Source organism: Streptomyces sp. 184 (assembly GCF_045781775.1).
GTDB lineage: Bacteria > Actinomycetota > Actinomycetes > Streptomycetales > Streptomycetaceae > Streptomyces.
The window spans coordinates 3111044-3124370 of the sequence record NZ_CP123230.1; the positions used below are offsets into that span (position 1 = coordinate 3111044).

Annotated in this window: 8 protein-coding genes; all 8 read left to right on the plus strand. The window is 74.4% G+C overall.

Going from position 1 to position 13327, the window contains the following annotated elements:
• Positions 1-185 precede the first annotated feature (185 nt).
• Positions 186-1646: a sugar transferase gene (locus QBL21_RS13145; RefSeq protein WP_407566407.1), complete on the plus strand. Its 1461-nt coding sequence runs from the start codon at positions 186-188 to the stop codon at positions 1644-1646.
• 73 nt (positions 1647-1719) lie between these two features.
• Positions 1720-3045 (plus strand): nucleotide sugar dehydrogenase, encoded by a 1326-nt coding sequence (locus QBL21_RS13150; RefSeq protein WP_407562338.1) that lies wholly within the window; start codon positions 1720-1722, stop codon positions 3043-3045.
• A complete protein-coding gene (locus tag QBL21_RS13155) occupies positions 3035-4303 on the plus strand; it encodes a glycosyltransferase family 4 protein (RefSeq protein ID WP_407562339.1) in 1269 nt (422 codons plus the stop codon). Before QBL21_RS13150 ends, QBL21_RS13155 begins: the two co-directional genes overlap by 11 nt.
• Positions 4300-5700 carry a polysaccharide biosynthesis protein gene (locus tag QBL21_RS13160; RefSeq protein ID WP_407562340.1) on the plus strand — a complete coding sequence of 467 codons (1401 nt, stop codon included), beginning with the start codon at positions 4300-4302 and terminating at the stop codon, positions 5698-5700. Before QBL21_RS13155 ends, QBL21_RS13160 begins: the two co-directional genes overlap by 4 nt.
• The gene (locus QBL21_RS13165; RefSeq protein ID WP_407562341.1) at positions 5697-7223 is read left to right on the plus strand and encodes a Wzz/FepE/Etk N-terminal domain-containing protein; all 1527 of its coding nucleotides are present in this window, start codon (positions 5697-5699) and stop codon (positions 7221-7223) included. The genes QBL21_RS13160 and QBL21_RS13165 overlap by 4 nt, the downstream gene beginning before the upstream one ends.
• Before the next feature lie 6 nt (positions 7224-7229).
• Positions 7230-9146 carry an asparagine synthase (glutamine-hydrolyzing) gene (asnB, locus tag QBL21_RS13170; protein WP_407562342.1) on the plus strand — a complete coding sequence of 639 codons (1917 nt, stop codon included), beginning with the start codon at positions 7230-7232 and terminating at the stop codon, positions 9144-9146.
• Positions 9143-11362, plus strand: a complete 2220-nt coding sequence (locus QBL21_RS13175; RefSeq protein ID WP_407562343.1) for a bi-domain-containing oxidoreductase — start codon at positions 9143-9145, stop codon at positions 11360-11362. Before asnB ends, QBL21_RS13175 begins: the two co-directional genes overlap by 4 nt.
• Positions 11359-13323, plus strand: coding sequence for an alginate lyase family protein (locus tag QBL21_RS13180; RefSeq protein WP_407562344.1), 1965 nt, complete (start codon positions 11359-11361; stop codon positions 13321-13323). The genes QBL21_RS13175 and QBL21_RS13180 overlap by 4 nt, the downstream gene beginning before the upstream one ends.
• Positions 13324-13327 lie beyond the last annotated feature (4 nt).

Below are 13327 nucleotides of genomic sequence, written 5' to 3' on the forward strand. Positions count from 1 at the left end.
GCCGCCGCCCGGGTGAGTTGTTCAAGTAGCACTGAAATACCGGGATGTGTCCTCCGTGGGGAGCGGAGTCCTCCCGAGGGGAGCACCATCGCGGGAGGCTGAGGAGCCTCCCCGGGGGGGTATCAGTGTTGAACGAACACGTCGAACCCGTGGGCGATCTGCGAGGATCCAGCCGGCGGGTCGAACTGGCAGGCCCGTTTCCACCGGCGCGCGGGCGTCCGGCGAACAGGGCGACCGGCCGGCCCGCGATCCACTGGGAGCAGCGCTACCGCCGTACCGTGATCCTCGGCGACACCCTGGCCACCGCCCTCGTGGTGGCGGCGATCGGCGGGTTGTTCGGGGTCCGCGACGCCGCCGACTGGCACGAGAAGTGGGTGGTTCTCGCCTTCGGCACCGAACTGCTGGTGCTGGGGGCGCTCGCATGGGGCCGGGCGTGGGTTCCGGCCGTACTCGGCCAGGGCGCCGAGGAGTTCAGACGGCTCGGCCGCTCGCTGTCCACGGCGGTCGTCGTCCTCGCGCTCGGAGGCATCGCCCTCACCTCGCGCAACATCAAACTCTGGATCTTCGTCGCGATCCCGGCGATCGCGCTCACCACCGTGACCGAGCGGTATCTGCTGCGCCTGTGGCTGTACCGACAACGCGGGGAAGGACGCTGCCTGCGGCCGGTGGTCGCCACCGGGAGCCCGGAGAGCCTGCGCGACCTGATCGCCCGGGTCGACAAGTACCCGCAGCTCGGCTGGCGGGTGGACGCGGTGTTCACGGAAGGCCCCGGGCTCGACGGTGAACGGCTGGACGGGGTGCCGGTCGTCGGCCGGCCGGCCGACGTCGCCGAGCACGTCCGCCGCGGCGGCTACCGGGTCGTCGCGGTCACGCCGGACGCGCACTGGTCACCGGAGCGCCTCCAGCGGCTCGCGTGGGACCTCGAAGGCAGCGGTGCCGAGATGGTCGTCGCGCCGGGGCTGATGGAAGTGGCCGGCCCGCGGCTGCACGTCGACGCGGTGCTCGGGATCCCGCTGCTGCGGGTCAGCATGCCGGCCTTTACCGGCGGCCGCCGGGCGGTCAAGTCGGTCGTCGACCGGCTGGGCGCGGTGGTCCTGCTGATGCTGTTCGCGCCGCTGATGGTGCTCGTCGCGCTGCTCGTCCTGCTCGACAGCCGGGGCGGGGTGTTCTACCGCCAGCACCGGGTCGGCAAGGACGGCCGCGAGTTCACCCTCGTCAAGTTCCGCACCATGGTCGCCGGGGCCGACGGCGCACGCGCCGGGCTGACCGGGCGAAACGAGGGCGCCGGACTGCTCTTCAAGCTCCGCCGGGACCCGCGGGTGACCCGGGTCGGCGCGGTGCTGCGCCGCTACTCGATCGACGAACTGCCCCAGTTGGTCAACGTGCTCACCGGCTCGATGTCGCTCGTCGGGCCCCGGCCCGGACTGCCGGAGGAGTCCGCCGCGTACGGCCCGGACCTCCGGCGCCGCCTGCTGGTCAAACCCGGGCTCACCGGGCTGTGGCAGATCAGCGGCCGCAGCGACCTGTCGTGGGAGGACGCGGTCCGGCTGGACCTGCGGTACGTGGAGGACTGGTCGCTCGCCCTGGACACGGTGATCTTGTGGAAGACACCGCGTGCGGTGCTCCAGGGACAGGGGGCCTACTGATGCGCGGGGAGCGTCGTCCGGTGGTTGCGCGGGCCGCGGGCAGGCAGGGCCTGCCTGGGGGGAGGAACGAGTCATGAGAGTCAGCGTCCTGGGACTCGGGTACGTGGGCTGCGTGTCGGCCGCGTGCCTGGCCGGCCGGGGTCACGAGGTCATCGGGGTGGACGTCAACCAGGCGAAGGTCGACCTGGTCAACGACGGCCGCGCCCCGGTGGTCGAGGAGCGGATCGGCGACCTCGTCGCCGAGGGGGTACGGACCGGAGCGCTGCGCGCCACCGGCGACGTGCGCGAGGCGGTCATGAGCAGCGACGTGTCGCTGGTCTGCGTCGGCACGCCGTCGGAGCCCAACGGCAGCCTGTGCACCACGTACCTGGAACGGGTCACGGAGCAGATCGGCGCCGCGCTCGTCGAGCGGCGCGCGCGGGGCGGGCGGCACACCGTCGTGTTCCGCAGCACCATGCTCCCGGGCACCTGCCTGAACCTGCTGGTGCCGATCCTGGAGAAGTACGTCGGCGGCACGGCCGGGGTGGACTTCGGGGTCGCGGTCAACCCGGAGTTCCTGCGCGAGGGCACGAGCGTGCGGGACTTCTTCGATCCGCCCAAGACCGTCATCGGCGAACTCGACCCGGCGAGCGGCGACGTGGTGGCGGCGCTGTACGACGGCTTACCCGGCCAGGTGTTCCGGGTGCAGATACCGACCGCCGAGGCGATCAAGTACGCGGACAACGCCTTCCACGGCCTCAAGGTCGGCTTCGCGAACGAACTGGGCGCGGTCTGCCAGGCGCTCGGGGTGGACTCGCACCAGGTGATGGACGTGTTCCTCGCCGACCGCAAGCTCAACATCAGCCCCGCCTACCTGCGGCCCGGCTTCGCCTTCGGCGGCTCCTGCCTGCCCAAGGACCTGCGCAGCCTGGTCTACGCGGCGCAGCGCGCCGATGTCTCCGTGCCCATCCTCGCCCACGTGCTGCCCTCCAACTCCGACCACCTTCAGCGCGCGGTCGAACTGGTCGAGCGCACCGGCAAACGCCGGGCCGGGCTGTTCGGGCTGTCCTTCAAACCCGGCACCGACGACCTCCGCGAGAGCCCGCTCGTCGAGCTTGCGGAACGTCTCTTCGGCAAGGGCTACGACCTGCGGATCTACGACGCCAACGTGAACCTCTCCCGGCTGCTCGGCGCGAACCGCGAGTACATCGAGACCCGGCTGCCGCACCTCGCGCAACTCCTCGCGGACTCCGTCGAGGAGGTCCTCGACCACGCCGAGGTGTGCCTCGTCGGGACCAGGGACCCGGCCGTGCTGGCGGCGCTGCCCCGCACCGACGGACCGGTGCTCATCGACCTCGTCCACCTCCCCGACGCCGAAGAGCGCCGGGCCGAACCGGAGTACGTGGGCCTTGCCTGGTGACCCGACCGGCGGCGACGGGAAGGGCCGTCGCGCGCTGATCCTCGTGGAGAACCTGTCGGTGCCGTTCGACCGGCGGGTGTGGCAGGAGTGCAGGACGCTGCGCGACGCGGGCTGGGAGGTGCACGTCATCTGCCCGCGGGGGAGCGGTCGGGACACGGAGGCCGAAGCGGAGATCGACGGGGTACGGATCCACCGCTACCCGCTGCGCCCGGCCACCGGCGGCCCGGCCGGCTATCTGCGGGAGTACACGGCGGCGCTGTGGCATACGCTCCGGCTGGCCCGGCAGGTCGGCCCGGTCGACGTGGTCCACGCCTGCAACCCGCCCGACCTGCTGTTCCTGCCGGCGCTGTGGCTGAAGCGGCACGGCGCGCGGTTCGTCTTCGACCAGCACGACCTGGTGCCCGAGCTGTACCTCTCCCGGTTCGGCCGCGGCGAGGACCGGCTCTACCGCGCCGTGTGCGCGCTGGAACGGCGGACCTACCGGGCCGCGGACGTCGTCCTCGCCACGAACGAGAGCTACCGGGAGGTCGCGATGCGCCGCGGCGGCCTGCGGCCGGAGGACGTCTTCGTGGTCCGCAGCGCGCCCGACACCGACCGCTTCCGGCCCGTACCGCCGGAGCCGGAGCTGAAGCGCGGCAAGCCTCATCTGCTGTGCTACCTCGGCGTCATGGGCCCGCAGGACGGCGTCGACTACGCCCTGCGGGCCCTGGCCAAGCTCCGCGACGAGCAGGAACGGACCGACTGGCACGCGGTGTTCGTCGGCGGCGGCGACACCTTCGACGCGATGGTGGCGCTGTCCCGGCGGCTGGGGCTGTCGGGGCAGGTGCAGTTCACCGGGCGCGTTCCGGACGCCGACCTGGTGCGCTACCTGTCCACCGCGGACGTGTGCCTGTCTCCCGACCCGCACAGCCCGCTCAACGACGTGTCGACCATGAACAAGGTCCTGGAGTACATGGTCATGGGCCGGCCCATCGTCTCGTTCGACCTGCGGGAGGCGCGCGTCTCCGCGGGGGCCGCCGCCGCGTACGCACCCGCCAACGACGAGGCCGAGTTCGCCAGGCTCATCGCGCTGCTGCTCGACGATCCGCAGCGGCGGGCCCGGATGGGCGAGACCGGCCGGGAACGGATCGGCGGGCGGCTTTCCTGGCGCAACTCCCAGCGATCGCTGCTCGCCGCCTACGCCGCCGCCTGCGGCGACCGCCCCGCAGTGGCGGCGGGCGGCGGCCCGGCCACGGACGGGAGGAAACCGCGCCGTTGAGCGAGGACACGATACGACTGGTCACGGTCGGGCGGATCTTCCGCAGACGCTGGCGGCTGCTCGCCGTCGTCGCCGCGGCGGGCGCGCTCGTCGGCTTCGGCGCCTCCCTGCTGTTCCCGCCGCGGTACGCCACGTCGGCGTCCGTACTGCTGCCGGGGCAGTGGGAGGAGCGCGAGCTGCTGACGCAGGCGGAGATCGCGACCAGTTCCGTGGTGGTCGACCGGGTGGCCGAGACCCTCGACTGGTCCGGGCTCGGCGCCACCGAGCTGCGGGACCGGGTGAGCGCCCGGACCGCGGACGGCAACATCATCAGGATCTCCGGTACGGCCGAGTCCCCGGAGCGCGCCCAGCGGCTCGCCGACCAGGTGGCCGAGCAGTTCGTCGCGTACGCCGCGCGGATCGCGGGCGAGGGCGCCGGCTCCGCGGCGGAGGAACGGCCCGAGGCGCTGCGGGACATGGTGATGCAGACCAGCCGCCGCATCACGGAACTGGCCGAGTCCACGGACCCCGGGCAGACCGTGGAGAGCGTCCAGGCCCGCACTGAGCTGGAGCAACTGCGCACCTCGCTGGAGGAGGCCATGTACAAGCTGGAGCAGGCCGACTCGCAGACCGACCGGGCCAACATGGTCGTCATGGGCCCGGCGGCCCGGCCGGCCGGCGAGGCTCCGCCGACGCGGGTGCAGCTCATCGGCGGCGGGGCGGTGCTGTTCTTCGTGGCCGCGATCGTCGGCCACCTCGCCGCCGCGCGGGCCGGCCGCCGGCCGCGTACCGCACCGGAGATCGCCGCGGCGCTGGGCGCGGCGCTGCTCGGCACCGTCGACGTACCCGGCGAACACACCGTGCGGCGGCGGCCGGAGGGCCGCGACCCGTGGGCCCGGCTCGGCCGGCTGCTGGGCACCGGCACCCGGTGGGACACCCCGCCCCCGCAGACCTCCGGCGACGAGGGCAGCAGACGGATCCGCTACCGGCGGGTGTGCGCGCGCCTCAGCGACCGGGTGCCCGCCGGCCGGCGGCTGCTGGTCGTCGTCCCGGACGGCGACGGGATCGCCCGCGGGGCCGCCGAGCGGCTGGTCACCGAGTGCGCGAGCGGTCCTTCCCCGGGCGCTGCGGGCCGGGGTTACCCCGCGCTGCACCCGGTGGAGGTCGCGGTGGCCCGGCCGACGGTGCCGGACCGCACCACCGAGGCCGGTGCCCTGGTCGTGCTCAGCGCGGGCCACTGGACCGCGGGGGAGCTGGCCGGCATCGCCGAGGCGTGCGCGGACGCGGAACACGACGTCGTCGGCTTCGTCGTCGCCGGCGCGGTCCGGGCCCGTACGACGCGCTCCGCCGGCCCGCCGCCGGAGGAGACCGCGCCGCCGGTCGCGGTGGGCGACGGCGCGAGGGGAGGCACGGGGTGACGACGGGCACGACGCAGGACCCGCCGGCCGCCGCTCCGCTGCTGGACCTGCACGCGCTGGTGGTGGCGGTGCGCAGACGCCGCCGCCTGTGGTGCGCCATGGCGCTGCTGGGGATGCTCGCCGGCGCGGCGCTGGCGGTCCTGAGGCCGCCGCCGCCGACCGCGGTGACCACGGTGCTGGTCGCCCACAAGCAGGACCAGCCGACCGACCCAGGCACGCTGATCCGCACCGACGTGGCGCTCCTGCGGACCACCCGGATCGCCGGGACGGCCCTGGAGTCCCTCGGTTCGCGGGAACGCCCCGAGGACTTCATGCGGGACTACCGGGGCTCCGGGGTGACCAACAACCTGCTGCGGATCGAGGCGACCGGCGCCGACGACGCACAGGCGGTGGACCGGGCCCGGGCGCTGGCCGACGCGTTCGTCGCGGACCACGTCAGACGGCTGCGGGAAGCCGCGGACGCCGAGGCCAAGACCCTGCTCGACGAGCGCGACCAGATGGGGGACGAACTCGCCGAGGTCAACAAGTCGATCGGGGAGGCGGAGGCGGAAAGCGACCCGGACGCGGCGGCGAACATGGAGTCGCTCTACGCCCGCCGGGCCGAACTCATCTCGCGCATGGACGACTTCGACCAGCGCGCCGCCGAGGCGCACATCGGCACGCCGCAACTCGTCGCCGGCACGCAGGTCGTGGACGAGGCGCGCGCGGTGGCGCACTCCGTGCCCGGGTCGGCCGCCACCAACGGCGGGATCGGGCTCGTCCTCGGGCTCGTCCTCGGCCTCGTGCTGGCCGCGGTCGGTTCTGTGGTGGCGGACCGCCCGGTGCTGCGCCGGGAGATCGCGGCGAACCTGGGGGCCTCGGTCATCGCCGAACTGCCCCGCGCGCGACGCGGGCCGGCCGGCCGGTGGCAGAGCCGCCGGACGCGGGCGGCGCGGGCCAGGCTGACCACGTCGCTGGCCCGCACCGTACGGGGCTCGGCGGAACCGGTGTCGCTGCTGGAACTGGGCTGCGCGCGCAGCGCCAGCGTGATCGCCCTCGACGTCGCCGGGGCACTGGCCGCGGACGGGCCGGTGGCGGTCGTCGACGGCCTGCCGGGCCCGCAGCTCGCCCGCCGCCGCCCGCGGCCCGGCGCCCCGCCCGTGGTCGGCGGCGAGGACGCCGCGGCCCTGCCGCCCGGGGAGCGCCGGATCGGCGTCGGCTCGGTCGCCCCCGGCACGGCGTGGACCGACCTGCGCTATCTCGGCGGCCGGAGCGTGCTCGTCGTACGCGCCGGGCACGGCAGCGCCGCATGGCTGCACACCGTGGCGAGACAGCTCGCGGACCTGCACATTCCGGTGATCGGCGTGGTGCTCGTCGACCCCGATCCACGGGACCGGACCGACGGCACGCTGTGGGACGGACCGCCCGCCGCGCCGCGCGGCCCGCGCCCGCGGCCGGCCGCCCGGAACGGGACGGAGAGACCGCACCCGCAGGGCCGGTCGATACCGGCCGCGCAGATCCCCGACAGCGGCCAGGAGGTGTGAGCGGATATGTGCGGCATCGCGGGCACGTACCGCTGGCCTGACGGGAAGACCGTCACCGACAAGCTCACCGACACCCTCGCCCACCGCGGCCCGGACGGCGCCGGGCGCTACGACCACCCCGCCGGCGACGGCGACGTGCACCTCGGGCACCGCCGGCTGGCGATCATCGACCTGTCCGGGACCGGCGCCCAGCCGATGGTCTCGGGCGGTCTCGCCCTCACGTACAACGGCGAGCTGTACAACGCCCCCGAGCTGCGCGCCGAACTGGCCGCCGCCGGGGTGCGCTTCCGCGGCACCTCCGACACCGAGGTGCTGCTGGAGGCGTGGCGGCGCTGGGGCACGGACTGCCTGCCCCGGCTGCGCGGCATGTTCGCGTTCGGGATCTTCGACGAGCGCACCGGTGACCTGGTGCTCGCCCGCGACCAGCTCGGCATCAAGCCGCTGTTCCTCCTCCGCCGCGGTACGGGCCTGGTGTTCGCCTCCGAGCTGAAGGCGCTGGCCGCCGTGACCGGCGGGTCGCTCCAGGTGGACCCCGCGGCGCTGGTGGCCTCGCTGCTGTACTACTGGGTGCCGGACTCGCGCTGCGCCTTCCGCGAGGCGGAGAAGCTGCCGCCGGGAAGCTGGCTCAGGTGCCGGCCCGACGGCCGGGTGGAGCGCGGCCGCTACTGGCACCTGAAGGAGGTCGCCGCCGAGGGCAGGGAGCGGGCGCGCGGCGGCGAGCTGCCGGACCTGGCCGCCGTCGTCGAGGAGTCCACCCGGCGGCACCTGCTCTCCGACGTGCCCGTCGCGGCCTTCCTCTCCGGCGGTCTCGACTCCAGCTACCTGACCGCGCTGGCGGCCCGGCACCGGCCCGGCATCTCCGCGTACACGATCGGGTTCCGCACCGAGGACGCCAGGTTCGAGGCGATGCCGGACGACCTGCGGTACGCCCGGCGGGTGGCCGAGCGCTTCGGCGTCGACCTGCACGAGATCGAGATCGCCCCGGACGTACTCGACCTGCTGCCGCGGATGACGTACCACCTGGACGAGCCGATCGGCGACCCGGCAGCCATCAACACCTTCCTGATCTGCCGTGCCGCCCAAGAGGCCGGGGTCAAGGTGATGCTCTCGGGGATGGGCGCCGACGAGCTGTTCGCCGGCTACCGCAAGCACCTCGCCAACCTCATAGCGCTGCGCTACCAGCGCGTCCCGCCGCTCCTGCGGCGCGGGGTGTCGGCGGCCGTCAACCGGCTGCCGGTCGCCACCGCCCGCCGCGGGTACCGGTCGGTGCGCTTCGCGCAGCGGTTCCTCTCCTTCGCCGAACTGCCGGAGGAGACCGCGTTCCGGCGCAGCTACACCATGTACGACCGGGAGGAACTGCTCGCCCTGATCGATCCGGACCTGGCCGGCACCGTCGAGGACGTGCTCACCGAGCACGCGGACGTCTACCGGGACAACGAGCTGGACGACTTCGTCAACCGCATGTGCCTGGCCGACTCCCGGATGTTCCTGCCGGGTCTGAACCTCGCGTACACCGACCGGTCGAGCATGGCCGCCTCGACCGAGGTGCGGGTGCCGTACGTGGACGTGGACGTGGTCCGGGCCGCGTTCGCGGTGCCCGGCGACCGCAAGATCGTCCGACGGCAGGGCAAGGCGGCCCTGAAGGAGGCCGCCGTCTCCGTCCTGCCCCGGGAGGTCGTCTACCGGCCCAAGGGCCTGTTCAGCGCTCCGCTGCGGGCCTGGATGAGCCGGGATCTGGCGCCGCTGGTGCGCGAGGTGGTGCACGACGGGGTGCTCGTCCGCTCCGGGTTCCTGCGCCGCGACGCGCTGGCGCGGCTCGTCGCCGAGGACGCCGCCGGGCGGCGCGACTACTCCAAGCATCTGTGGCACGTGCTGACCCTCGAGTACTGGTATCGCGGTGCGACCTCCAAGGAGTCCGGGTGAAACAGGTTGTACAGAACTACAAGAGCGGCGAACTGGCGCTGCTCGACGTGCCGGTGCCGGGCTGCAAGCCGGGCGGGGTGCTGGTACGGACCGCCTACTCGCTGATCTCCACCGGCACCGAGCTGATGAAGGTGTCCGAGGCCGGCATGTCGATGCTGGGCAAGGCCCGCTCCCGGCCGGACCAGGTGGCCAAGGTCGTGCAGAGCGTGGCCGCCAACGGGGTGCCCGCCACGTACCGCAAGGTGATGGGCAAGCTCGACTCCTACACGCCGCTGGGCTATTCGCTGTGCGGGGTCGTGGAGCAGGCCGGTGCCGGGACCGACGAGGTGAAGGTCGGCGACCTCGTGGCCTGCGCCGGCAACGAGCACGCGCTGCACGCCGAGCTGAACTGGGTGCCGAAGAACCTGTACGCCCGCGTGCCCGACGGCCTCGCGCCGCGGCACGCCGCCTTCGGCACCGTCGGCTCGATCGCCCTCCAGGGCGTCCGCCGCGGCGAACCGCAGCTCGGCGACGTGGCCCTGGTCGTCGGCCTCGGGCTGATCGGGCAGCTCGTGGTGCAGTTGCTGGCCGCCTCCGGAGTCCGCGTCGTCGGGGCCGACCCCGATCCCGCCCGCTGCGACCTCGCCGCCGGCCTGGGCGCCGTGGCCTGCGGCGACCCCGGGTCCACGGCCCTGGACGCCGCCGTCGCCGAGCTGACCGGCGGTCACGGCGTGGACCAGGTGTACCTGGCCGCGGCCGGCGGCGGGAACCAGCCCGTCGAGCTGGCCGCCCGGCTGAGCCGGGACCGCGGCCGGGTGGTCGACATCGGCAAGTGCCGCCTGGACCTGCCGTGGAACGCGTACTACGAGAAGGAACTCGACGTCCGGTTCTCCCGCTCGTACGGCCCGGGGCGCTACGACCCCGAGTACGAGCTGGAGGGGCGGGACTACCCCATCGGCTACGTGCGCTGGACCGAGCGCCGCAACCTGGCCTGCTTTCTCGACCTCCTCGCCCGCCGCCGCGTCGACGTGGAGCCGCTGGTCTCCCACGTCGCCGACTTCGAGGACGCCGTCGAGACGTACGGGCGCCTGAAGGACGGCGGCCTGAAGGCCGTGGCCGTGCTGTTCCGGTACCCCGGGCACGCGGAGGAGCCCGAGCCGGCGGCGGTGGCCGCGCCCACCGTTTCTGCCGTTCCCGCCGTTTCCGCCGCGGGCACGGGACAGGGCGGCGGCAAGCCCGCCCCCGTCCGCTCCGCCGGCATGCCCGTGCGGCTGGCCTTCGTCGGCGCGGGCAACTACGCGACGTCGATGCTGCTGCCGCACCTGGCGCAGCACGACGGCGCCGAGCTGTCCGCGGTCGTCACCACGACGGCGCTGTCCGCGCTCAACGCCAAGCGGAAGTTCGGCTTCACGCAGGCCACCACCGACCTCGACGCCGTGCTCGGCGACCCCGCCGTGGACGCCGTGTTCGTCGTCACCCGGCACGGCTCGCACGCCGAACTGACCCGCAGGGCGCTGCTGGCCGGCAAGGCGGTGTTCGTGGAGAAGCCCCTGGCGCTGACCGAGGACGAGCTGGCCGGTGTGCTCGCCGCGGTGGAGGAGTCCGGCAACGACCGGCTCCAGGTGGGCTTCAACCGCCGGTTCGCGCCGCTGCTGCGGGAGGCACGGAAGCGGTTCGGCGTCCGGGGCGGCCCGGCGAGCCTGCGCTACCTGGTCAACGCCGGGCGGCTGGAGAAGGGCAGTTGGTACCTCCGGCAGGACACCGAGGGCTCGCGGTTCACCGGCGAGGGCGGCCACTTCGTCGACACCGCGAGCTGGCTGCTCGCCGCCGACCCCGTCTCGGTGTACGCGGTCACCGCACCCGGCGACGAACACCTCCAGGTCGTGCTGCGCTACCCCGACGGGTCCACCGCCACCCTCAGCTACGTCACCGCGGGACCGCCCGGCTTCCCCAAGGAGACGCTGGACCTCGTCGGGGACGGCAGGGTGCTGCGGTTCGACGACTTCGTCCGCGCCGCCGTCTACGACGGCCGCCGCAAGCGGTGGGTCGGCTCCCGGTTACCCCGGGCCCGGGACAAGGGCCAGCGCGCCGAACTGGACGCGTTCCTCACGGCGGTGCGGACCGGCGGCCCGATGCCGGTGCCGCTCCGGTCGCTCGCCGCCACCACGGCGGCCACCCTCGCCGTGCGGGCGAGCCTGGCCGGCGGCGCGCCGGTGACGCTGGCGGCGACGCGATGACCACGAGCGCGGGGTGGTACCTGCGGCGGCTGTCCCGGATGGGGCCTCGGGAGGTCGGCGGCCGGGTGGGCGACGCGGTACGCAGACGGCGGTGGCGGGCGACGCCGCCGGACTGCCCGGACGCGACCGGGGCGCGGTTCACGGCGGTGCTGCCCGCCGGGACGCTCGCCGCCGTGCCGCCGGAGGCCGTCAAACGCCTCGTCGCCGAGGCGGACCGGCTGATGGACGGGCACGCCGAGTTCTTCGGGGTGCCCCGCGACGACCTCGCCGACCCCGACTGGTGGTACGACCCGAAGACCGGGCGCCGGGCCCCGTCGGCGTACGCCTTCGACGTGCCGTACCGGAACGAGGACGCCGTCGGGGACGTCAAGCAGATCTGGGAGCCGTCCCGGCACCAGTACCTCACCGTGCTCGCCACCGCCTACGCGCTCACCGGGAACGACCGGTACGCCGAGCGCGTGGCCGCCCACCTGCGGTCGTGGTGGGCGGCCAACCCGCCGCTGCGCGGCGTGCACTGGACCAGCGGCATCGAGCTGGGCATCCGGCTGCTGTCGTGGGTGTGGCTGCGACGGCTGCTCGACGGCTGGCCGGGCGCGGCAGGGCTGTTCGAGGAGAACCCGGTGGCGCGGCACCAGATCTGGCACCACCAGCGCTGGCTGGCCGGCTTCCCCAGCCGGGGTTCCTCGGCGAACAACCACGCCGTCGCCGAGGCCGCCGGCCAGTTCGCCGCGGCCTGCGCGTTCGGCTGGTTCCCCGCCTCGGCGCGCTGGCGGGCCGGTGCGCTCACGTCGCTGGAGCGGCACCTGCGCGGCAACACCTTCGCCTCCGGCCTCAACCGCGAGCTGGCCACCGAATACCACGGGCTGGTGCTGGAACTCGGCCTGGCCGCGGTCGCCGAGGCGGACGCCGCCGGCGTGCCCGTCCCCGCGTCGGTGCGGCTCGTGCTGCTGCGGATGACCGACGCCCTCGCGGCCGTCGTGGACGACCGGCTGCGCCCGCCGCGCCAGGGGGACGCGGACGACGGGCACGGGCTGGTCGTGGACGGCGCCGGCACCGACCGCTGGGCCTCGCTGCTGGCGACCGGGGACGCCGTGTTCGGCCGGCTCGCCTGGTGGCCGGCGGTGACCGTCGCCGACGTACGCACCCCGCTGCTGGCCGCGCTCGTCCGGCCGTACCGGGAGGCGGACGGCGAACCGGCCGCCGCCCGCCCGGCCCGCCGGCCGGACCACTTCCCCGACGCGGGGCTCACCGTCCTGCGCGGCCCGGGCGGGATCTGGTGCCGCTGCGACGGCGGCCCGCACGGCTTCCTGTCCATCGCCGCGCACGCCCACGCGGACGCGCTGTCCCTGGAGGTCCGGCACGACGGGGTCGACGTGCTCGCCGACCCGGGGACGTACTGCTACCACGGGCAGCCCGAGTGGCGGCGGTACTTCCGCTCCACCCTCGCCCACAACACCCTGCAACTCGACGGCGGTGACCAGTCCGTCTCCGGTGGCCCGTTCCTCTGGACCCGGCACGCCCGCACCCGCGTCCTGGCCGCGGACACCGCCGGCGGTGTCGCCCGCTGGTGCGCCGAGCACGACGGCTACCGGCGCACCGTGCACCGCCGCCGGGTGGAACTGACCGCCGTGCGCCGGGAGCTGCGGATACGCGACGAGGTGCGCGGCCCGTACCGGAGCGTGCGCCTGGCGTTCCACCTCGGCCCGGCGATCGCCGCGGACCTGGTGGCGAACCGGGCCGTACTCACCTGGACCCGGGACGGCGAGGAGCGCTCCGCCGTGCTCGACCTGCCCGGGGAACTGTCCTGGCGCGCGCATCGCGGCGCGACCGACCCGCCGCTCGGCTGGTACTCCGCGGGCTTCGGGCGCAAGGAGCCCGCCACCGTGCTGGTCGGCTCCGGCCCTGCCGACGGCGCCGCGCCACCGGGGGAGTTCACGACCGTACTCGGGTTCCGCGGCTAGGGGA